The sequence below is a fragment of the Chryseobacterium sp. MYb328 genome, from assembly GCF_037572595.1.
Lineage (GTDB): Bacteria > Bacteroidota > Bacteroidia > Flavobacteriales > Weeksellaceae > Chryseobacterium > Chryseobacterium pennae.
This window is the reverse complement of record NZ_JBBGZQ010000021.1, coordinates 1-21,484: the sequence shown is the minus strand read 5'-3', so window position 1 is coordinate 21,484 and position 21,484 is coordinate 1. Positions and strand designations below refer to the sequence as shown.

Here is a 21,484-nt window from a genome sequence, read left to right as displayed (position 1 = left end):
ATATTTTCTGGTGCGGGCATGTTGACTATGCATTGGTGGACATGAGCAATTTGCTTACAAGCAATTGGAATGATTGAAGGATACTTATTTATGTTGATTTACAAACCCCCATACACTATTAATAAACTCGCTGTTATTTTCATAATATAAAAGATGTCCACCATTAATAGAAACCACTTCCTGTTTTGGAAATTGAAATGTTTGATAATGCCTTGTTCCTACAGCTTTATCTTTTTTTCCTGTGATAATTAATACAGGTAATTTGATCTCTTTCGTAAGAGGAATATAGTTTTTATAATATTCCGGAAATTCTTTAGGTTTTGAAATAACCGCCATTCCAAAATCAATGATCCTGGGATGAAGAGAATCTACTATGTCCATTTGTTTAATGGTTTCTATATCATCTGTAAGAAATTTATAGCCAATACGTTTTTTTCTCAATAAACTACTGACTTTTGAAATTTCTGACTGAAGGCTGTCTTTAGGAATGTCTTTGACAGGGGTATGGAGTAGTTCATTCCCATATTCAATCTGTTCTTTTACAGATTCATCATTCAGGAAGTGGAGCGTGACATTGGTAAGGATAAGCCCTTTGGTATACTGCGGATATTTTTTTGCATAACCTGTTGCAATGATTCCTCCAAAAGAATGAGCCAGCAGAAAGATTTTTTTCAATTTGAGATATTGCCTAAGTTCTTCAATATCCTGAATCATTTTATCAAGATGATAATTTTCAGAAGTACCGGATTCGCCGGATCCGCGCTGGTCCATATAAATCATCTGCATGTTTTTTTCCAGATTGTTTCCGCCCATCAGTTCAAAAGACGGATATCCCTGGCCAGGTCCTCCCGGAACATAGATGCAGGCTTCTCCTTTTCCGGAGATTTTATATTTGATCTTTACATGATCCGAAGTTTCATAAAAACCATCAGACTGATGATTCTGAGCTGAAAAGACAGTCAGAGAAACGGAAAAAAAGAGTAGGAGAGCAACTGTTTTCATATTATTATAACAATCGTGAAGGAGTGTTTATTACTAAGTACAAAAATTATTTTCCTTTCACCATATTTTCCCTGCTGATTATTTTTTTAAGATAATCCAGAATTGGAAATACAATATGTGTATAGAAATAAATAGATTGATCTTTACAATTGTATATTCATACAGAACACGGCTATCTTTTTCTGTTAAAATTGATTTTTAAAGATTTTACAACCCATACTAACTTCCAGTTCCCTGCTGCTTTATCAATAAAAATCATAATACAAGCTCCACTCTCCAGTTTGTTTATTCTTAGCAAACATAAAACTTCCACTGTCAATCACATTCAGTTGGGCTTTGTTGTCTGAGGAAACCTGAAAAATAAATTCAAAGCCTTCTCCAAAACCATCTTTGAAGCCAATGCCCGGCTGGCAGAATGATGGATAACCACCCAATTTAGTACTGTAACAGTGCTTAATGATGTCAAAATAGCTGTTGAAATGTCCTTCTCTTTCAAGTTTAACAATTTCAGAGATTAAGTTGTAATCTATATCCTCAATTCCGCCACCATCCCATAAAGGAGCATCTTTAGGATATAATTCGGAACGTAATGGAAATGGTTTTAAATAAGAGACCGGACTTCGTAAATCTTTGATGACAATATTTTCCAGATTGTCATATTCCCGGATGGCCCAATTATCGCCCATTTTTTCAAAAGTTTCCGGAAAATCCTGGGAGATAAATACGGTAATTAACTTTTTGTCTTTTATCAGTTCCGGGACAAAAGGCTGGTTGGGAAGATAAAACTGGATAAGCGGCATCATTGGGTCACCATTTTTATCCAAAGGAATTTCTTCATCTTCAGCATAGGCAAATACCCGTCCGATCCATGATTCTTCCAAAACATTCATAGGTCTGAAACCACCGGTGAAAAATTCTGTGGCAGGCCTTTCTATTTTATCTTTAATTTCCTGAATTCTATTATCTGTTTTTTCCATAAGCTTTAGTCTTGGTTTTCTTTAAAATCATCCATCATAAAATTGTGATACTCATTGTATTCAGCTTTTTCTTCCTCTGTAAATGCATCGAGTTCCAGTGTCAGATTTTTGGCTTCTAAAGTGAAAATTCGTTGATTATGCTGGGTAAAAGCAAAACATCCTAGATATGAAATTCCACCGTCTTTTAATTCTCTTATTTTCTTACTCAGCTCCTGTTGGTTTAGAACTCCACAAGAAAGGGCAGCTTCTTTTATTTCGGCAATAGTCATTGTGATTGATGTTTATTCAAAGATAGAAAATTGAATAATGATAAAGAAATTAATGAATAATGGGGCTGAACTTTAAATCTCAGCAATTTTAACAAATAATCCTGGATAATTGACCACCAAACCATTTTCATCAACTACAATATCTGCTTTGAAATCAGTCTGCAGGTTGTCATAATGATAAGTGTGTTTGTCAATTTTTGTGTATTGTTGAGTGACAGGCTTTATCAGGTTATTCAGAATGTCAATATAAATGACTTTGATTTCCTGAGAATCATTTTCAGCCCATTGAAGATTGTTGATCGGTAAGGTATTTGTAAAAGGAGTCAAAGAAATATCAATGAAGGGAAACCCTTTGAAATCAGGATTGATTACATTGTTGATCTCCCATTCATCCTGCAGTTTTCGACCTGTCAATTTATTTTTAACGGTGTTGACTTCAGATTCGATGATAAATTCCAGAATATTCCAGTTAAGGTCGATGATTAGTTGGTAATCTACTGTATACATCTTACCTTCATAGGAACCAATAATTCTTGATTCTACAATAAAGTTCTTATCATCTTCTGTAAGGTTGAAATACTCCAGAGATTGGAAAGCGATTCCTTGCCAGATCAATGTTTTCATTTTATTTTGGATTGGATGTAGTGTTGATTTTAGATTCTTTGGTAAAAAATTCCTGTTATTTGGAGATTCTTCTTTTCCTGATTCTGCTTAAAGTTTCCCTCGTTACCCCAAGGAACGATGCTAATTGGGTAAGAGGAATCCGTTGCAACATTTCAGGATGTTTCTTTTCGAGATATTCCAGTCTTTCCTGAGCAGAATACAGTTTAAAAAGATTGGCGAACTCTTCCTGTTTGTAAGCAATTTTCCGGATACAGTGACGGCCCAATGACTCTATTTCAATGTATTGTGCTGCAATTTTAAAGAGTATTTCTTTATTAAAAACAACAACGTGTAATTCCTCACTGGCAACCATATTGAATTCTGAAGGTTTTCCGCTTCCGAAACTGCTGATATTGGTTGCGATTTCATTCTCAAAGAAGAATTCGGTGTTTTTTATAACAGCATTTATTTCGTAATAGCTTTTGCAAAACCCCGTATTAATATAAAATAATGATTTACAAATTTCTCCCTCCTGAAGAAGCAGTTCATTTTTTCTATATACTTTTTCTGAAAGAGCAGGTTGAAGTAAAGTCCAGCTTTCATCAGAAAATGAAGTAAGAGAGCGGATGTATTTCAGAAGGTTTTGCATTGCTGTTGTATTTATCATATTCTGCTTTATTCTTTGTTTTCCAATTTTGAAAAGCCTCCACATCTCCCATTTGGAATATATAACGGCTGTATGCATTGGATAGATGGTTGTCTTCCATTGTTTTATGGTAACCAATCAGTACATTAGGATAAGTTTTATAATCTTTGGTAGAGAATTCCTTTAGAAATTCCTTTCATTCCAGCTTCATAAATTTCCAGTGCAGCAGCTAATTTATTTTCAAATTCAAATATTACGCCCTTTTCAAGATGTAGTTTTCCGGAGTTTGTAAATTTTTTTAACCCTTCATCATATTTTTCCTCATCAATTAACTTTATTGCATCATGAATTTCTTTACATTTAAATGTTTTCTGTGCATTAAGCAATTGGGGAGCTGACAAAATCGCTAAAATAAAGAATGCACGTAGCATAGAATTCTGGTATTAGTTTATTAATAACAAAGATGCATTTTTTTGCAGGCTATACAAAAAAAAGAGCGGTGAAAACCGCTCTGAATTATTTAAAATCTGACTTTTAATAAACGCATCCGCATCCAGTTTCTCCTTCCTGACAGAAACGCATAGGTTCATGACAAGGAAAACCACCGCCTCCAGGGCCTCCACCTCCAGGATTGCCTCCACCTCCAGTAGATCTGTAACAAGTGTCGCCACTGCAGTAATAAGATCCAAAAGTTGGTGGGCAATAGCCGTCTAAACAAACTGCATAAGCAGTGTCACCACCACTGATCAATACCAATTGACTTCTTTTTAGTTTTTTTAAATTTTTCATAGTAACTGATGTTTAATTTGTTGATTACTAATATCTAAAAAAAATAATACACCAGCAAGGGTTTAATTCTGATTTAACGATTTTGTTGATGAAATTTGCCAACTTTGTTTGTCATTCTATTAATTAAAAATAAATTGCAAAAGATTAATTAATCGCTGCATTATGAAAAAGATACTTTTCACTTTGTTTTTTACTCCTGTTGTATTGTATGCCCAAGAAACGATTCGTCAGGATTCTGAAATTATCAACCAGGTTTCGCAGGTAAGTACAGACTCTCTCAAAAGTCATATCAATTACTTGGTGGGTTTTGGAACTAGGCATACGATGAGTTCTGCAACGGATCCGAAAAGAGGAATAGGAGCTGCAAGAAAATGGGTGTTGAGAAAGTTTAATGATTATGCGAAAAATACGGGTGGAAGAATGGAAGTATTTATGCAAAACCAAACGCTTCAGCCGGATGGAAAAAGAATTGACCGTCCTACCGATTTAGGAAATGTTATTGCCATTATCCGTGGCACAAATCCTAATGATAAAAGACTATTTATGATGAGTGGACATTTGGATTCGCGGGTGAGTGATGTCATGAATATAAAAGACAATGCTCCGGGAGCCAATGATGACGGAAGTGGAGTGGCAGCACTTATAGAAAGCGCAAGAATATTGAGTAGATCTAAGTTTCCGGCAAGTATTGTACTGGTTGCTTTTTCCGGGGAAGAACAAGGATTATTAGGTTCAAAAATGCTGGCTGAGAAAGCGGTTAGTGAAGGTTGGCAACTGGAAGCCTTATTGAATAATGATATGATCTCCAATAATTTCAGTAGTGATACTCATTTAATAAATACCCATCAATTAAGAATTTTTTCTGAAGGTTTACCTTATTACGAATTGGATAAAAAAGCGTTGGATATCAGAAAGTTCGGATTGGAAAATGATGGTAAATCAAGACAGTTGGCAAGATATATTAAAGAAATAGGAGAGCGTTATGTTGATCATCTTCAGGTCAAACTCATCTATAGAAATGACCGATTTCTGAGAGGTGGAGATCATACACCGTTTGTTGAAAAAGGTTTTTCTGCTGTACGGCTGACTGAGTTTAACGAAAATTTCGATCATCAACATCAGGACATCAGAAAAGAAAATGGATTACAGTATGGAGACCTGCCGGAGTTTATGGATTTTGAATATTTTAAAAAGAATGTAGGCGTAAATATTGCAGTTTTGGCCAATCTTGCAAAAGCCCCTTCACAGCCTGAAAATGTAAAAATAGAAGTCAGTAAGCTTACCAACTTTACAGATCTTTCCTGGGAAAGACCTCAATCAGGGGAAATAGCAGGATACTATGTGTTAATACGTGAGACCGACGCCTCTATGTGGCAGAAAAAAATCTTTACCAGAGAGAACTCAATCAAGTTGTCTTATTCTAAAGATAATTATTTCTTTGTGGTACAGGCAGTCAATGCAACCGGGAATGAGAGTCTGATTGTTTTACCAAAAATAAAATAAAATATTAACAGAAGCGGGCTAGCCCGCTTTCATCATTAATCAACTATCCATTGGCTTTAGCCAAAATTTAACGTATTTATCTGTTATTCTATATCCAAGGTCATAAAAAAAGCAATTTCTTCAGAATTATCATATAATCTGGTATTCACTCCGGTGATGTTGAATCCCATTCTTCTGTAAAACTGTATGGCAGGATAGTTGGTATTCTGGGTTTCCAGCTCAATCACCCGACAGTTCAGCTTTCTGGCTTCTTTGATGGCACTTTTAATCAACATGATACCGATTCCCTGTCTTCTGTATTGTTCATTGATCAGGATGTTTTCAATGTAAAAGCTATTGTTCCAGGTTCTGTGTTCGCAGATGATCCAGCCTTGAAGTTCTTCATCAGCAAAAGCTCCGAAAGAAGAGTCTTTTTCAATGAGGGTATTGAGTTCATTAATATCATCAGAATCGATTTCCCAGACTTTAGTGTAGGAAATTTTTTTTTCTCTTAAGTTAAACTCAAAAGAACTATTGAATTCTATTGAAGAAACAGAATAGATGATGTCTGTAGAATATCCATTGTTTCCCCAATTCAAACTGGGGTTAGAAGTTAGCCTTTGTAGTTTTTTTATTTCCATGGATGATGGTTTTATTGAATTTCAGTACAGATTTCTACGAGATAATTATTAGGGTCTTTAATGTAAGCCGTCTTTTGTCCCCAAGGTTTTACGGTAATATCCTCATACAAAACGGCTCCGTTTTTTATTGCTTTTTCAACCAGGGCTTCCACATTGTCAGTTACAAACCCAAGTTCAATTCCAAAAGGTTTAGCTTCTGTTTTTGAAAGTAGAAATCCCTTTTTGATATTGGATGCAGCTAATACAACTGAGGCAAAAGACAGAGTGGTTTCTCCTGTAATCAGTTCTCCATAGTCTTTTTCTGGAGTGATGAATTTTATCTCAGCATCAAAAGTGTTTTGGTAGAAATTCATAGCTGATTCTACATCTTCTACATACAAAATGACATATTTAAACTTAATCATATTATTATATTTAGGGATTTTTTGAATTAAAATTGTTTTATTTTTTACTTAGAATATATTCCTCATCTATCATCAATTCAACATGGGGTCCATTTTGAGGATAATATTTTAGACCCTCAAGGTGACCGAAATAAACCTGATATTTTTGAGTAAGCTGCCTTACCTTATTTCCAAATGAATTGAGATTAACTGTTTGAAGAGCACCTGTTTTCTGGCGGCCATTGGTAAAGAAAAGCATTAAGTTGCAGTGACTATTAAAATGATGATCCTTATAATAGAATACATTGAGGTTTTCTTCACGGCAGATAGAACCCAAATCATTAATGAAGAATTCTTTATCATTTAAAGGCAGGTTACAATCAATTCTTATAGAAAGAGATTCAGCATTATTTTTTTTAACATCTGAACCTACAATCTGTATAAAACGGTGCTCATTATTTTCAAAGTTTTCTCTTTCTACATGATAGGTTTTAGTAGAAAGTGATTTAAATGGAATAATGGAATCCAATATTATAGCATTTTCACGAACCAAAAGAACTTCTATTTCAAGCGCAAACTGAAAATAAAAATCAAAAAGCTGATGATCTCCAATACTGATGATGAGCTGATTTTCATTGATGTTAAGATGTAAAAAAGCTTTTTTAAACCGGGATTTCAGTTCTTCCAGTTTTCCAATGAAATCATCTGGGTGATCAACCTGTACTCTTACTACCAATTCTGCGGCATTATCTGCATGACCGCCAAATCCCTCGAAAAACTTAAAAAACTTGAAATGATATAGATCTTCAGGGAATTTAAAGTACCAGTATACTCCTAAAATCATAGTGAATGGGTTGAGGAATTGAATAAAGATCAAATTTAAATAAAAATTCACGTTCTAAAACATTCAAAACCCCTAAATTTGTGATCAATAAAATTTTACTTGGATGCTTAGGAACATTTCAATTGCGGCAGCTACTTTTTTGTCCGTAGTTACAATCAATGCGCAGAAGAACAGAAACTCTCAACTGGAAAGACCCAAATTAGTAGTGGGTCTGGTAGTAGACCAGATGCGTTGGGATTATTTATACCGTTTTTACAACAAATATGGAAATGACGGTTTCAAAAGACTTTTGAATACAGGATATTCTTTAAATAATGTACACATACCTTATGTTCCTACCATTACTGCTTTGGGACATACTTGTATCTATACGGGATCGGTACCAGCCATTCACGGAATTGCCGGAAACGACTGGACAGATAAAGAAACAGGTAAAGGAGTATACTGTACTGCAGATGACAGCGTTCAGCCGGTAGGAACAACCAATACAAAAACCGGAAGCCATTCTCCGAAAAACCTTTGGTCTACAACGGTAACAGATGAATTGAGATTGGCAACAAATTTCCAGGGGAAAGTAATCGGGGTTTCTCTAAAAGACAGAGCTTCCATTCTTCCTGCAGGACACACGCCAAACGGAGCTTTCTGGTTTGACGACAGTACCGGGAACTTTATTACCAGTACATGGTATATGAATGATCTTCCTCAATGGGTAAAATCATTCAACTCTCAGAATTTACCTGAAAAATTGGTAGCCAACGGTTGGAATACTTTACTTCCGATCAATCAATATACAGAAAGTGCACCGGATAATTCTCCTTGGGAAGGATTGCTAGGCAGCGCAAAAACACCTACATTCCCTTACAGTGATCTTGCAAAAGATTATCAGACCAAAAAAGACAATATCCGTTATACACCGTTCGGAAATACGCTGACATTAAAATTGGCTGAAGCTTCTGTAGACGGAGAAAAATTGGGTGGTGATAATATTACAGACTTCTTAGCTATCAATTTGGCTTCTACAGATTATGCCGGACATAAATTTGGACCAAACTCTATTGAAGTGGAAGATGTTTATATCAGATTAGATCAGGATTTAGCACAATTCTTCAATTACCTGGATTCGAAAGTAGGAAAAGGAGAGTATACGGTTTTCCTTTCTGCTGACCACGGTGGAGCACACTCTGTAGGTTTCTTAAAAGAACATAAAATTCCGACAGGTTTCTTTGGAGAAGGTGCTGAAAAGAACCTTAACCAAAAGCTGAAAGATAAATTCGGAGCTGATAAATTGATTAACGCAATTGATAATTACCAGATCTATTTTGACAGAAAAGTATTGGCAGACAGCAAGCTTGAATTGGATGATGTAAGAAACTTTGCTGTAAAAGAGCTGGAAAAAGATCCTACTGTTTTATATGCTGTTTCTGTAGACAAAGTTGCTGAAGCAAGTATTCCGGAACCAATCAAACAAAGAATTATCAACGGAATCAACAGACAGAGAAGTGGTGATATCCAATTGATCTCTCACGATTCTATGCTTCCGCCATATTCTAAAACAGGAACTACCCACAGCGTATGGAACTCTTATGATTCACACATTCCATTGATCTTTATGGGATGGGGAGTGAAACAGGGAGAAAGTAATAAAGCTTATCACATGACAGATATTGCACCTACAGTTTCTTCATTACTGAGAATTCAGTTCCCAAGTGGAAATGTTGGAAATCCAATTACAGAAGTAATAGGTCAGTAAACTGAAATATCATACAAAAAAAGAAGCCGCTCCATAACTGGAGCGGCTTTATTATTAATTAATGGGAAAGTATTTTTGAAGCAAAATTCTAAAACAGAATCTATAACAATACTATTTTAAGGTAAAACGTCTGATTCATAAATTTAAAAACAATGAAGTTATAAAGATGTAATTTACCTTTCACCCGAATTCAGATTATTTAAGCGTTTTGTGTAATTCTGCTCAATACCTGTTCAAGCAACTCTATTCTATCATGCAAATCAACTTCTTCGTCTGTTTGTGGTACAATATACTCGCCATTACTATCAATGATTTTATTTTGTTCCAATGTATCAAGTAAAGTGTTTGCAGTTCTACTGGTCATTCCATTTTCGAAGAAAAATCCATTGGGAGTAGAAGAAATCAAAATTTTCTTACGGTTGTGTGAGAAAACAAGCCTTGCCCCATAATTCTCGAGACTTACATTGTTGATCCTTTTGGAATCCGCAATTTCTCTTAAATAAGGATCCCAATGCCAGCCATTAAACTGCCGTTCTTTCATTTTCCAGATACAATAATCGTTACCTTCCCAAAAGAAGTAATATCCTTGATTAGAGTCTTCTCTGAAAGAAGAATATTTCATAAAGTAATATTTCCAGTCTTTCGGATCTGTTGAATAGTCAGTAATTGCTTGTTCAATATTTTGTTGACTAGAGGCTGCTGGATTGGTAATGAAAAAATCCAGGCATTGTAGAATAACAGGCCGGGTTTTTTCGTGAAAATGTGTTTTATCATACCCTGGTGTTGTGAGAAATTTTCTGATGATCCTGGAATGTCCTGACATCAGATTCGTTAATGATCCATTACCTTGGGAGTAGTCTCCAAAACTTAATAAAAGATTGCTTTTTGCATTGAAATCGGAAACGCTATCATGTTCATCAAATAATTCTAAAAATTTCTCTGCCCGATTTTTAAAGTCTTCACTCAAAGGAAATAATGATATGCTTCCTCTAAGAAGATCACTGTCTTCAAGTTTTTGAAGTATCATTTTATTTGCCGGTATTTGGCTGATGTATTCTTTCTTGTCTTTTTCTTCTTCGATCTGATCGGTTTTAAACGTTTTGAAAATTTTTAAATCCCCATGCTTAATAAAATGTTCTGCTTCATCAAAACACGCACCTAATACAGTTTCACGTAATTCGTTTTCAGAATTTACGACCAGATTTCTTAACGTTCTGATTTGATCGTGGAATGTGTTACTTGGTGTTTTCAGATGGATAAAGCAGGCTGAAAGCAAAATCTGCTCGGGAAGAGAAAGACCTTTGGAATCAGAAAGAGAAAGCAGACAGCGTTTCAACAGATTTATTTCTTTCTGCTGGAAAAATAATCTTGTCTTGGTAGATTCAAATTCATTTTTATCTGTATAAAATATGGTATTCCAGAACATCGGATTTTCCTGTTCCTGCTTGCAAATAGCATCTAAAGTATCAAACAAAAAGTTCTGGTTCTCGGGATCGGTATATATTGTTCTGAGTAATTCTGCAGACTCAACTGTATTTTTATAGCGGACATCATTATGATCTTTCAGGTCTTTTTTGAAAGATAGCATAGAAGTAATGAAGTTGAAAAGGTTAAGGAAAGAATTATCAACCATTAATGCAATATCATTATCTTCCGTTGATCCGGATTCAAAAATAATATGCCACACAGAATCTATCCAGATCCCGTCTATAGATTCTTCGAAACGTTTTCTCTGCGCAGGTTCTGAAATGATCTCTGTAAATCCGGCCTTAAAATATTCAAACTCAGTTAAAGGTTTCCCACGGGAGTTCATCTTGATATATAAATCATCAGTAAGCCCTACTTTATTCATATCCAATTTGTAGAAATAAAAAGGAGAATCACTGATAATGTCCCAAACAGAATCAATATCTAGTTTTTCATATCTTGACTCAATGTCTTTAAGTACAACAAGCATAGCCAGAATACTGGGATCGTAATTCCATGTTTCAAAATACCAGGATTGGTTAGTGATTTCTTTATCGATTGTTTGTTGTGAAAAATCAGGTCTGAAGAGAATTAAATTCCTGTAAAACTCAGTAGTACTGTGTCTTGTTTCATAGAGAAAATTAGCCAGAAAAGCTGTACTATCCTCAGAAATATTTTCTTTTACAGAGACAAACCAATACAGGAGCCAAAGGGTGGTTAATCTTTGTTGCCCGTCAATAGGAACAAAAGTGATGGAGTTGTTGTCGTCCTTTTCATTAAATCCATAAATGAAGTCGAGCTCAATTTCAAGCTTGGGATCGGATTGTTTTTTACAGATAAAATCAAACAGAACATCTAAAAAATCCTTTCGGATTTTATTCGTTTTATGGTCTGTTCTTCCTTGTGCATAATCTCGTTGAATGATAGGGATTTCAACTTTATTGTTCAATATTTCAATATAATTATTTCTCATGCTCTTCAACGGTTATGGTTTTTTTGTATAATTTGATGCAGTCACGTATTTCATCTAAATAAGTATCCCGTTCATGTTGGGTCCAGACAGAATAATGACGGCTGTTATCGGATGCATAGTATTTCAGAAAAATTCTTTTGGTAGCCAAAGGAATAAATGCTCCTGATCTGTCCATTTCAATGATTTTTTTTCGTTTCACTTCAAAAACAGAATTGCTTAATGAAATATTTTCAGTAAGCCCAAGTAATGCCATATTCTGAATGGTATGCAGATAATCGTTTTCATTACTGTCGTCAGAAGGAATGAGTTTTAAAATCTTCTCGCTTAGAGCTTTAAACTCCTCGTATCGGTACGTCTTTTCATCAATTGAATGAACTTCTTTGATTATTTTTTCTGCTTTCTCTTTATCAATCGCTACATTTAATAATATATTGGTATGGGAACGAAGCCAGTTGAACCATTCTTCTCTTTTATTTTCATTAATACCCTCAATGTTTTGTGCATGAATATGTTCCAGACTTTTTGTTATACTTTTATACATCTCAAAAGGAAAAAACTCATGACTGTTATTATTGGCTCTTATTAATTCTATATTGATTAAAAGTAAAACTCTGATTATTTTATCATGATCACTGCTTTTGTCATAGCTCAGTTCTTCCCAATTATCATCAATACTATCTGCAATTAATTGGTCTATTTCTTCTTCAAACTTCAGTTTGGTATTTTCTTTTTTTATTTTTATAAGATTACCAATCGAAATGCCTGTTGTAATAAGATAACCGATTTTGTGATAAAGGTTTTTGTTTGAATACCAATAAACTAATGAACGATAAATTTCTTCTACTTCTACCCATTTTTTCCAAAGAGAATCAAACGTTTCTTTTTCATCAAAGAAATGAATAAAACTGAATAAAGGATCTCTTTCATCTGGTTTTTTCTTGGCAATAATATCAAATAAATATTCAATTTTATTGTTGTAGGTATCTGGCTTTTCATTTGAAATAAATGCCCAGAATTTTGGATTATTGAGTTGGTTTTCGATCTCATCCCAAATCTGAACCAATTGTGTTCTGCGTTTAATTTTGTCATCTTCATCCATTCCTTTGAAGCTGTCAGAATTCACAAACTTAGCTTTAATAAGTTCAGCACTTGTAAGTGGGATTTTACCGCGATTTAAACGGGTAAACAGTTCTTCACTTTTCTTTTGTTCATCTTTTACTTCATACCAAATTACCTGTACACTCCATTCAGGGGTTTCTTTTTCCTCTTTATCATTGAGGGAGATACTAGGTAGGATAATTTTTAACATTTCATCCTTTACCTGTCTTGGAATACCTTTATCACCGTTTTCAAACCATTCCTTAATACACTGATAAGCTTCGCTCATATAGTACAGATCAGGTTTAGTACAGTTAATTTCATTAGTCTCCAAAAATGTTTTGGATTCAAGTCTTGTTTTGTAATAAATGGAATATAGATTATCAGTATAACCCTCAGATTTTAAATTGTTGTGAAGATATTCCAGTGTTAAATAGGTGATAATCCGGTGAAGAGTTGTTAAACGCTGCTGTCCGTCAATAAGCTCAAAACCTTCTATAGAGTTTCCGTCAATATCTTTCCATATATGCTTCTTTACAACTACAGGCTGAAGGCAATAGTAGGTTTTAGCTATTCCTTTTTTACGGTATTCCCAAATGTCTTCCAGCAATTGTGAAACGTTGGTTTTTGTCCACCTATATCCCCGTTGGTATTCAGGAATGTAAAAATTATGTCCCAAAAGCTCCGTAATGCTTAAGGTCTTTATTGAGTTTTCATTCATAATAGTTCAATAGTTTTTGCGAAGATAAAAAGTCATTTCATCAAAACATACCAAATTTTGTTTTTTTTATCAGATTAAGCAACAGATGTTTTGATTTGAACTTCCTATAAAGTTGATGAGGTATTTTTGTCAAAATCTGATTGTAACTCACGAGGTCCGGATGATCTGCTGGATCTCTTTCTGAAACCTTTTGTTCTGTTTTCTTATTTTTAGAATAAAATAGAGTAGAATAGGGATAAGGATTCCTGCAATAGCAAAGGATAGAATCTTCATATAATGATACCGGGATTCCATTTTTTGACTTTTGATGATTGTTTCTTTATTATGATTATCAATAACCTGATTAATGGATGACAGCTCATTTTGTTTCCTTTTGAAGCGCATTTCAAAATATTTCTTATTATACAGCTGGTATAAATTCTGTTGTCCCATTGCCAGATAATTATCTGCCATTTCTTTGTAAATACCTTCATTCAGAATAATATCCCCTGTATTTTTACTGAGGTTTTCAGCTTTTATCAAAAGGACCAATGCCGTTTGGTTTTCATGTTTCTGTTTATGTACTTCAGATATTCCCTTTAATGCAAATGCTTCCAGGCTCTTTGCATGATTTCTTCCGGCGTAGTTTATTGCCTGTAAAAATGAATGTTCTGCCTTGTCAATCTGGTTAAGATTTAGATAGCAGTAGCCAATATTGTAATAGACCACACTCATATTGGAATACGTTGTTTTCTTTACAGGCACTTTCTCAAAGTTTTCTATGGAGATCAGAAACTTTTCCAGAGCAATTTCAGAATTGGACTGACTTTTATAAATCATTCCTCTTATGGCATAGATGGTAGCTGTTTCAATATATTTTTCAGGTGTTTTCTCAGTAATTTTCGCCAGATATTGATCTGCCTCGTTCAGTGTTTCAAGGCTTTTGCTGAAAAGTTCCATTTGCTGATACTGGATAGCAACGGCTACGAGGACACCTACCTGGCTTTTGGTGTCATTCGTTTTCTGAGAAAGTTCTTTGGCTTTTAAAATATATTTTAAAGATTCATCAAAATTCCTTTTGGCTACATTGGCGGTGGAAAGGAGCATGTAAATTTCAATAGACGTTTTGAGATCACTGTCTTTTTTCAGTAGCTGCTTTCCAATTTGAATCGCTTTATCAGGATTGTCATAGATTTCCAGCTTGGCTTTTTTTAACAGAGAACTATCCGAAGTGTTTTGACCGTTTATAAAAATATAGGAAAAAAGGATCAACGAGAAAATTTTCAATCTTAGTTTCATGATACTTTATTTTTACTGATTTCCTGAATGTAAGCGTTAGGAGACATTCCGGTAACGGATTTGAAAACGGTTGTGAAGGCACTATGTGAAGAAAAACCTGAAAATTCAGCCAGATAACTGACTTTATAATTGAGAAAGGTAGGTTCTGTTCTTAATAGTTGAGCAATATGATTGATTCTTAATTTGTTAATGTAGCCATTGAAGTTTTTTTCCTTATTGGTATTGATGACCTCCGAAAGGTATTTGGTATTGACTTCCAATTGGGAAGAAAGCAAAGAAAGTGACATGTTTTTATTCAGATATCGGTCAGATTGTTCAAATTCTTTGAGTTTTTGAAGGATTTCTTCCTCTTTTTCCTTTGAAATTTTATGAGAGTTCTTTTCGGAATCCGCTGTATTTTTTATTATGGAAGTAGATAGTAATATTGTTTGTTCCTTTCGGGTATTCTGTTTTTCAAAGAAATCAAATTGCTTTTTTAGGTCTCTATTTTTGCTTTTAATGATTAAAAAATAGATGAACAAACCAATGACGATGAATAATATGACCAGAGTGGAAGACCAGAAAGATGTTAAATAAGTTTGCTTCTGAAATTCAAGTGTTTTATTCTGATTTGTTTCTACCAGTTTTACAATATACCGTATTCCTTCTCTTGTATTGGAGTCTGTTTTTATTCTTAAATCATTATAGTATTTGTTATATTGATGGTATTTCATATCATCATGAAGAGCAAAATAGGTTCGGGACAACGATTCGTAGATTTTGATTTTTAAATTGTTAAAAGGAAGGTCTTCAATCAACGACAGTCCTTGTTCCAGTTTTTGGGCAGACATTTTATAATCCTGTATCAAAAAATAGTACCGCGATAAATTTTCATAAGCTAAGCTGAGTAAAAATGGTTGGTTTTGCTGTTGCTCAAGGTCAGAAATGATACTTTCTATCAGGTTTTTATACTCAATCAGATTATTTTCTTTCATCAAATAAGAAGAACGGAAAATCCTATTTTCTGTTTGTATGATTTTATTCTCATCATCAGTATTACTGATGTACTGATCACTTTTGTCAAGATTTTTTAACGCATTCGGATAATCCCTGTTAATGCCCAGATTTAAAGCCTGTAGCTGATAGAGTTTGGCTGTGGTGATCCTGAATTTTGGATGATTGCTTTTCAGAAGTTTCTGATCTGATAAGAGGCTGGCAATGATTTTTTTTGATTGATTATATAAACCCAGATTCTGATATTGGTCTGCAAGATTATAGTTACCAAAAACCTGCATGAAATAAGAAAGATTTTGATCCTGATCTTCTTTTTGAGAAAAACTATTGACAGACTGCATATAGTCTCCCTTCATAGCAAATGCCTGTGAAATGATATTTTGAAGAATAATCTTATGCTCTATATCCTGATCGCTTACCAGAATTCCTTGGGTATAACTTATACAGTCGTCAGGATTCTGATATAGTTTCTGGAATGCCTTATCTGTTATAATATTAAAATCAGGACCGGTCTGCCCTTTGGCAATAAAGGAAGAGAATGCGAAGGTCAGCAGAAAAATCCATCTGCTATTTTCAAACATTTTTCTGAATAACAATTTGTTTTTCATGTTTCTTTCAATAATCCTCCTGAAATAAGTCTTCAAAACGGTATTTATTTAAGTGTTTGGTTACTAGGTTTTTAAAATTATGATTCTTTTGAAATTCACGAATTGTGAAAGCCTATTTCTTTTGTTTGAGTAAATATAATATTAATATTGTTTTCAGTAATTTAAAATATTAAATATAATCATATATGGTAAATTTTTATAAAATGTCAATAAAGGTATTAGCAGCTTGTTTCTTTTTTAATTTTGGTGTAGTGGAAGCTCAGTTTACTGTAATGGGACTTGGAAATTATAATGTGGGTGCGGTTTCTGATAAAGGAGTAGTAAGCATGCACACTACTGGTGGTGGAATATTTATGTGGACAGCAAATACGGGGATCGTACAGATAGGTACAGTATCAAACGGATATCCGGCTGCCGGAAAAACAGTTGTTTCTAACGATGGAATGAAGATCGCATCTTCAGTGACCAATACAGCGACAGGTTTTAATGAAATTTCAACCTATGAAGTAAGTTCTGCTACCTGGACGAATAGAGGCGGGCTCGTTCCCACCGGTTGGGATGGCAGTGTAAGTTCTACATGGGGAATGTCTCCGGATGGAAATGCAATTGTAGGACTTGGATGGCTTACTGCAGCAAATGCCCATGCTGTAAAATGGGATGGAACAAACGGGGTGGTAGATCTGGGGAGTATGGTAAGCGGGCGAAGCTCGAGAGCAAATGCAATAAATGCAGACGGAACTGTTGTTGTAGGATGGCAGGATGAACCTACAGGAACCAGAAGTGGTGCAAAATGGATAGATGGGGTGGAAAGCTTCATTACGGATGCCAACGGGAGCAATGTAGGAGAAGCAGGAGCTGTTTCCGCGGACGGGAATACGATTATTGGTTCCGCAAATCCGAATCCTTATGTCTGGAAGGCAGCAACCGGAGTGACGTATATAACGCACCCCAATGCTTCATTTTCTTTTAAAGGAGGGGCAACGGGGGTTTCTGGAGATGGCACAAGGGTTATCGGCTTTTACAGGGCATTTGGAGCACCACCAATGTCTGGAGAAGGTTTTATCTGGACAGAGGAGAGTGGACGTATTAACCTCAATGACTATGCAACAAGTTTAGGAATTAATACTAATGGTGTGATAATGGGGCTTCCATTGGCCATTTCTCAGGATGGTAAAAAAATAGCAGGAATGGGAATGAATGCCTCTAATCAGATGGTCGCATTTTATCTGGACCTTACAGGATATTTATCTGTGAGAGATGTAGAAAATGATAAAAATAAAAGCACAATAAGTATTTATCCTAATCCGGTAAATGATATTTTATACTTTAAAGGATCCGGAAAAATTGAAAAAGCAGAAGTTTATAATATGGTAGGACAAATAGTGAAATCATTCCCATCCATAGAGGATCAGATTGATGTATCATCTTTACCGAAAGGAAACTATGTACTTCAGCTTTCAGAGAAAGGAGGTAAACAACAGAACCATAAATTTATTAAGAAGTAAAATCAGCAAATTTTAATAATAGTTATACCATGAATAGCTGCTTTCAATATTGGAGGTAGCTATTTTTGTAAATTGACAAATATCAGAAAAAGGAAATGGTGAAAGATGATAAAGAGTAATAATACCATCTTTTCCCCCTTTTTTAAGTAGTTTTATGACGACTTTCAGGAATAGTAAAATTAAAAATGACTTTCAGTTTCCCGACTTCAGTTATATCCAAATAAGTCCGTTCTTGTCTAATAGATTTAAAAAACTATCTTTGCAAAAATTTTGGTTTCCAGTATATTGGAATGAAAAGGGAATTGGGTGAAACTCCCAAACTGTCCCCGCAACTGTAGATCGCAATAAAAATTTCTGTACACAGCCACTGTATAAAACGGGAAGGCACAGAAAGCGAAAGTCAGGAGACCTGCCAGAATAATAATCAAAAAACATATTGCTTTCGGAGGAAAAGTAGAATAATATGGATATAAAAAGATCTCTAATACTGTTTTTGTCATCATATGGCTGCTTTCTTTTCGGACAGGAGAAAGCTGTTGATACAATTTATATCTTCGATAGCCAGATGAACAAGGTGAAACAATTTCATCCTGTGAAAACAATCAATGCTGAAGAGGTTGAAAAAAACTCCAGCAATCTTTCAGAACTCTTAAGATTTCAGTCTTCAATTTATATTAAAGAAAATGCACGTGGTGGATCTGCTTCACCATCTTTTAGAGGAACTACTGCTCAGCAGACATCCTTTGTCTGGAACGGAATTAATGTTAATTCCAATTTTCTGGGCCAGGGAGATGTAAACAATCTTTCCCTGTTCGGGTATGATCAGATTGGAATAAAGGCAGGCGGCGGAAGTGTTACTTATGGTTCCGGAGCTATTGGAGGTAGCATTCACCTGGATAATAGCCTTAATTTTAATAAAGGTTTTCATGGAACGGTGTTCTCTGAAGCAGGTTCTTTCAATACCTATAATAATTTTGTTAAAGGCTCTTACAGCAATGAGAAATTCAGTTTTAAAGCTTCCGGAAATTATTCTGTTAGTGAGAATGCTTACGAAGTAAACAAAGAACCTAGGAATTATATAAATCTTAACGGGGAGTATTATAATACGAACTTTAATATTGCTGCCGCTTATAAATTAGCTCCTCATAATCAGATTTCATGGATTTCAGAATGGTTTAACGGACAACAACATTTTCCAATTATCTTTGATAAGGAAACGAAAACGAAATATGAGACTCAAAATCTAAGAAGCCTGATTTCCTGGGACTGGAATAAAACAAGCTTTAATAACTCTTTTAAAGTAGCTTATACAGAAGAAAATTTTCAGTATTTTAATGATATAGAAAGACCTAAATTCAGTAGTGGGACCGGAAGGAACTATATTCTGAAGAATGATTTCAATTATTTTCTTACCTCAAAATGGAACTTCAATATCATTGGAGAATACCAGCTGAATAAAGGCGAAGGCTATGGATCCGGAATAGATCAGGTAAGCCGGAATATGGGGTCTGTTGCCGGTTTGATAAGATATTTTCCTACCACTGATTTACGTATTGAAGCTGGAATAAGACAGGATTTTGTTGGAGTGGCTAAGTCACCTCTTTTATTTTCTTTTTCAGGAAAATGGAATGCTTTACGCTGGTATAATCTTGGATTAAGTGTTTCAAGGAATTTCAGAGCACCTTCTTTCAATGATCTGTATTGGAGACCTGGAGGAAATGAAGATCTAAAACCGGAAACCTCTTACCAGTTTGAATTGAGAAATCAGTTTAAAGTCGGTGATTTCAAACTTTCCGTGATTCCTTATTATATGGATATCAGAGATATGATAAGATGGCTTCCTAATTTTTCAGGGATTTATAGCCCTGTAAATACAGAGCATGTAAGATCTTACGGAGTAGAAACCCAAGCGGAATTTGCTAAACGTTTTGGTAAGCATTTTCTGAATGTAGGTTTAGGATATAGTTACACAAATTCTCAGGATTTGGAAAAAAAGAAACAGCTGATGTACGTTCCCTTCCATAAATTTACCGGAAATGTTGATTATCAGTATGAATTTATAAAAGTATATGCTCAGGGATTGTTTACCGGGCTTACTTATACAGACTCCAATGAGAAGAAAAGTGAGGCTCTGAAAGAATATTTTATAATGAATGCTGGCGTTGGAGCTACATTTTTAAAGAATTATACATTGGGTTTTAAAATCAATAATATATTCAATCAGACTTATTATACTATGTTTGCTTATCCGCTACCCGGAAGAAATTACAGTGTGAATTTAAATATCAATTTTTAAAAATAAAATTTAATATATATGAATATCAAAAGAATTTTACCTCTTGCATTTGCTTCAATGCTACTTTTTAACGTTTCATGTAGCAGCGATAATGATGCTGAAACAATTGAAACGCAAGTGGATTATACAAACGGAATACTTGTTTCTAATGAAGGTGGTTTTACAAAACCTACTTCTGATGTTACTTTTATTAGTAACAATCTGGGAACAGTTTATAGTAATATTTATGCTAACAATAATAAAGGGGAAGCTTTCGGAAAAGTACTTCAGAGTATAGGTTTCAGTGGAGATAAAGCATATCTTGTTGCCAATATTCCTAACAAAATTGATATTGTAAACCGAAAAACATTTAAAGTACAAACTACAGTAACGGAGAATCTTGACAATCCAAGATATATTGCATTTTCAGGGAATAAATTTTTTGTAACAAATAATAACTTTTCCGGTAAAAAGAAAGTAAATGCTTATAATATTTCAGATAACGCTTATGTTGGGAGCATTGAATTTCCACGTTTAGCTGAAAAGGTAGTAGAAGCAGAAGGTAATATCATAGTGCAGACAGATGGTGTTGGGTATGATGCTGTTTTTAATGAGATTCCAACTGGGTACACTATTACTGTCGTAAATCCTTCTACGATGGTGAATCCTACCACCATTACATTACCTGCAAAAGGAATTATAAAAGACCTTATTGCTTACAAAGGGATTGCTTATGTATTAGTTGCTGATACAACAGATTCATATATTTACAAAATCAATTCAGCAGCAGGAAACTATACTACCACTACGCTTACCAGCATTCCTAATGTGCAGAAATTGAGAGCTTATAATAATGAATTCTTTTTTATTACCGATACCAGAAAAATATATGAAAAGCCTATTGTTGCGGGAGCTCCAATAATGCCTGTTGCAACAGCTGTAGGGAATGTGTATGGGTTTGATGTTATTGATGGAAAGATATTTGCTGCTGAAGCAAACTTTACTGAAGATGGTAAAGTGAATGTTTATGATGCATTAAGTGGTACTTTAGTAAAAACCTTTACTGCAGGTGTTGGAACAAACGGTTTCTATAAAAACTAAAAATTGCGCTTCGGCGTATATAATATAATTTTTTATTTTTTCATCATTTGTGTTTTTTTCCGGGCGGGTTCTTTAGAAC

The 21,484-nt window shown here is 34.6% G+C and carries 19 protein-coding genes and 1 riboswitch; of the genes, 5 read left to right on the top strand and 14 right to left on the bottom strand.

All coding sequences use genetic code 11. The features are described from left to right. Positions 1–84 precede the first annotated feature (84 nt). The 7 genes from WH267_RS18455 to WH267_RS18425 form a co-directional block, all read right to left on the bottom strand. Positions 85–1,002: an alpha/beta fold hydrolase gene (locus WH267_RS18455; RefSeq protein WP_340010161.1), complete on the bottom strand. Its 918-nt coding sequence runs from the start codon at positions 1,000–1,002 to the stop codon at positions 85–87. A gap of 245 nt (positions 1,003–1,247) precedes the next feature. Further along, the gene (locus tag WH267_RS18450; RefSeq protein WP_340010159.1) at positions 1,248–1,979 is read right to left on the bottom strand and encodes a DUF1963 domain-containing protein; all 732 of its coding nucleotides are present in this window, start codon (positions 1,977–1,979) and stop codon (positions 1,248–1,250) included. A 5-nt stretch (positions 1,980–1,984) separates the two neighbouring features. Further along, positions 1,985–2,248: a hypothetical protein gene (locus WH267_RS18445; RefSeq protein WP_340010157.1), complete on the bottom strand. Its 264-nt coding sequence runs from the start codon at positions 2,246–2,248 to the stop codon at positions 1,985–1,987. A 72-nt stretch (positions 2,249–2,320) separates the two neighbouring features. Next, positions 2,321–2,872, bottom strand: a complete 552-nt coding sequence (locus WH267_RS18440) for a putative glycolipid-binding domain-containing protein (RefSeq protein ID WP_340010155.1) — start codon at positions 2,870–2,872, stop codon at positions 2,321–2,323. Positions 2,873–2,927: 55 nt separating this feature from the next. Next, positions 2,928–3,518 (bottom strand): Crp/Fnr family transcriptional regulator, encoded by a 591-nt coding sequence (locus WH267_RS18435; protein ID WP_340010153.1) that lies wholly within the window; start codon positions 3,516–3,518, stop codon positions 2,928–2,930. 137 nt (positions 3,519–3,655) lie between these two features. Next, positions 3,656–3,928 carry a hypothetical protein gene (locus WH267_RS18430; protein ID WP_340010151.1) on the bottom strand — a complete coding sequence of 91 codons (273 nt, stop codon included), beginning with the start codon at positions 3,926–3,928 and terminating at the stop codon, positions 3,656–3,658. A 103-nt stretch (positions 3,929–4,031) separates the two neighbouring features. Further along, positions 4,032–4,286, bottom strand: a complete 255-nt coding sequence (locus WH267_RS18425) for a hypothetical protein (protein ID WP_123318170.1) — start codon at positions 4,284–4,286, stop codon at positions 4,032–4,034. 162 nt (positions 4,287–4,448) lie between these two features. On the opposite strand from WH267_RS18425, the gene WH267_RS18420 reads away from it, so the two are divergent. Further along, entirely contained in the window at positions 4,449–5,789 is a 1,341-nt protein-coding gene (locus WH267_RS18420) for a M28 family metallopeptidase (protein WP_340010150.1), read from the top strand. A gap of 83 nt (positions 5,790–5,872) precedes the next feature. Here WH267_RS18420 and WH267_RS18415 read toward each other — a convergent pair whose 3' ends face one another. From WH267_RS18415 to WH267_RS18405, 3 genes are read right to left on the bottom strand one after another with little or no spacing between them, the layout of a single operon-like run. Then, entirely contained in the window at positions 5,873–6,409 is a 537-nt protein-coding gene (locus WH267_RS18415) for a GNAT family N-acetyltransferase (RefSeq protein ID WP_340010148.1), read from the bottom strand. Positions 6,410–6,420: 11 nt separating this feature from the next. Further along, a complete protein-coding gene (locus tag WH267_RS18410; RefSeq protein WP_115969401.1) occupies positions 6,421–6,813 on the bottom strand; it encodes a VOC family protein in 393 nt (130 codons plus the stop codon). 37 nt (positions 6,814–6,850) lie between these two features. Further along, positions 6,851–7,636: a hypothetical protein gene (locus WH267_RS18405; RefSeq protein ID WP_340010145.1), complete on the bottom strand. Its 786-nt coding sequence runs from the start codon at positions 7,634–7,636 to the stop codon at positions 6,851–6,853. Positions 7,637–7,739: 103 nt separating this feature from the next. On the opposite strand from WH267_RS18405, the gene pafA reads away from it, so the two are divergent. Continuing rightward, positions 7,740–9,386, top strand: coding sequence for an alkaline phosphatase PafA (pafA, locus tag WH267_RS18400; RefSeq protein WP_123318174.1), 1,647 nt, complete (start codon positions 7,740–7,742; stop codon positions 9,384–9,386). Positions 9,387–9,585: 199 nt separating this feature from the next. Here the strand turns inward: pafA and WH267_RS18395 are convergent, their stop codons facing one another. The 4 genes from WH267_RS18395 to WH267_RS18380 form a co-directional block, all read right to left on the bottom strand. Next, complete coding sequence (locus WH267_RS18395; RefSeq protein ID WP_340010143.1) at positions 9,586–11,826, bottom strand: DUF262 domain-containing protein; 2,241 nt, start codon at positions 11,824–11,826, stop codon at positions 9,586–9,588. Further along, complete coding sequence (locus tag WH267_RS18390) at positions 11,816–13,645, bottom strand: DUF262 domain-containing protein (protein ID WP_340010141.1); 1,830 nt, start codon at positions 13,643–13,645, stop codon at positions 11,816–11,818. The genes WH267_RS18395 and WH267_RS18390 overlap by 11 nt, the downstream gene beginning before the upstream one ends. Before the next feature lie 147 nt (positions 13,646–13,792). Then, positions 13,793–14,923, bottom strand: a complete 1,131-nt coding sequence (locus WH267_RS18385) for a tetratricopeptide repeat protein (RefSeq protein ID WP_340010139.1) — start codon at positions 14,921–14,923, stop codon at positions 13,793–13,795. Next, positions 14,920–16,524: a helix-turn-helix domain-containing protein gene (locus WH267_RS18380; RefSeq protein ID WP_340010137.1), complete on the bottom strand. Its 1,605-nt coding sequence runs from the start codon at positions 16,522–16,524 to the stop codon at positions 14,920–14,922. The genes WH267_RS18385 and WH267_RS18380 overlap by 4 nt, the downstream gene beginning before the upstream one ends. A 203-nt stretch (positions 16,525–16,727) precedes the next feature. On the opposite strand from WH267_RS18380, the gene WH267_RS18375 reads away from it, so the two are divergent. From WH267_RS18375 to WH267_RS18365, 3 genes are all read left to right on the top strand, one after another. After that, positions 16,728–18,029: a T9SS type A sorting domain-containing protein gene (locus WH267_RS18375; protein WP_340010135.1), complete on the top strand. Its 1,302-nt coding sequence runs from the start codon at positions 16,728–16,730 to the stop codon at positions 18,027–18,029. Positions 18,030–18,283: 254 nt separating this feature from the next. Next, positions 18,284–18,460, top strand: a riboswitch (cobalamin riboswitch). Positions 18,461–18,492: 32 nt separating this feature from the next. Beyond that, on the top strand, positions 18,493–20,325 hold the full coding sequence (locus WH267_RS18370) for a TonB-dependent receptor plug domain-containing protein (RefSeq protein WP_340010133.1): 1,833 nt from the start codon (positions 18,493–18,495) through the stop codon (positions 20,323–20,325). A gap of 18 nt (positions 20,326–20,343) precedes the next feature. Beyond that, complete coding sequence (locus WH267_RS18365) at positions 20,344–21,405, top strand: hypothetical protein (RefSeq protein ID WP_340010132.1); 1,062 nt, start codon at positions 20,344–20,346, stop codon at positions 21,403–21,405. Positions 21,406–21,484: the final 79 nt, after the last annotated feature.

What these genes read in the sequence shown, in the direction of transcription:
- WH267_RS18455 (WP_340010161.1), bottom strand. Translation starts at nt 1,002, where the DNA reads ATGAAAACAGTTGCTCTCCTACTCTTTTTTTCCGTTTCTCTGACTGTC.
- WH267_RS18450 (WP_340010159.1), bottom strand. Translation starts at nt 1,979, where the DNA reads ATGGAAAAAACAGATAATAGAATTCAGGAAATTAAAGATAAAATAGAA.
- WH267_RS18445 (WP_340010157.1), bottom strand. Translation starts at nt 2,248, where the DNA reads ATGACTATTGCCGAAATAAAAGAAGCTGCCCTTTCTTGTGGAGTTCTA.
- WH267_RS18440 (WP_340010155.1), bottom strand. Translation starts at nt 2,872, where the DNA reads ATGAAAACATTGATCTGGCAAGGAATCGCTTTCCAATCTCTGGAGTAT.
- WH267_RS18435 (WP_340010153.1), bottom strand. Translation starts at nt 3,518, where the DNA reads ATGATAAATACAACAGCAATGCAAAACCTTCTGAAATACATCCGCTCT.
- WH267_RS18430 (WP_340010151.1), bottom strand. Translation starts at nt 3,928, where the DNA reads ATGCTACGTGCATTCTTTATTTTAGCGATTTTGTCAGCTCCCCAATTG.
- WH267_RS18425 (WP_123318170.1), bottom strand. Translation starts at nt 4,286, where the DNA reads ATGAAAAATTTAAAAAAACTAAAAAGAAGTCAATTGGTATTGATCAGT.
- WH267_RS18420 (WP_340010150.1), top strand. Translation starts at nt 4,449, where the DNA reads ATGAAAAAGATACTTTTCACTTTGTTTTTTACTCCTGTTGTATTGTAT.
- WH267_RS18415 (WP_340010148.1), bottom strand. Translation starts at nt 6,409, where the DNA reads ATGGAAATAAAAAAACTACAAAGGCTAACTTCTAACCCCAGTTTGAAT.
- WH267_RS18410 (WP_115969401.1), bottom strand. Translation starts at nt 6,813, where the DNA reads ATGATTAAGTTTAAATATGTCATTTTGTATGTAGAAGATGTAGAATCA.
- WH267_RS18405 (WP_340010145.1), bottom strand. Translation starts at nt 7,636, where the DNA reads ATGATTTTAGGAGTATACTGGTACTTTAAATTCCCTGAAGATCTATAT.
- pafA (WP_123318174.1), top strand. Translation starts at nt 7,740, where the DNA reads ATGCTTAGGAACATTTCAATTGCGGCAGCTACTTTTTTGTCCGTAGTT.
- WH267_RS18395 (WP_340010143.1), bottom strand. Translation starts at nt 11,826, where the DNA reads ATGAGAAATAATTATATTGAAATATTGAACAATAAAGTTGAAATCCCT.
- WH267_RS18390 (WP_340010141.1), bottom strand. Translation starts at nt 13,645, where the DNA reads ATGAATGAAAACTCAATAAAGACCTTAAGCATTACGGAGCTTTTGGGA.
- WH267_RS18385 (WP_340010139.1), bottom strand. Translation starts at nt 14,923, where the DNA reads ATGAAACTAAGATTGAAAATTTTCTCGTTGATCCTTTTTTCCTATATT.
- WH267_RS18380 (WP_340010137.1), bottom strand. Translation starts at nt 16,524, where the DNA reads ATGAAAAACAAATTGTTATTCAGAAAAATGTTTGAAAATAGCAGATGG.
- WH267_RS18375 (WP_340010135.1), top strand. Translation starts at nt 16,728, where the DNA reads ATGTCAATAAAGGTATTAGCAGCTTGTTTCTTTTTTAATTTTGGTGTA.
- WH267_RS18370 (WP_340010133.1), top strand. Translation starts at nt 18,493, where the DNA reads ATGGATATAAAAAGATCTCTAATACTGTTTTTGTCATCATATGGCTGC.
- WH267_RS18365 (WP_340010132.1), top strand. Translation starts at nt 20,344, where the DNA reads ATGAATATCAAAAGAATTTTACCTCTTGCATTTGCTTCAATGCTACTT.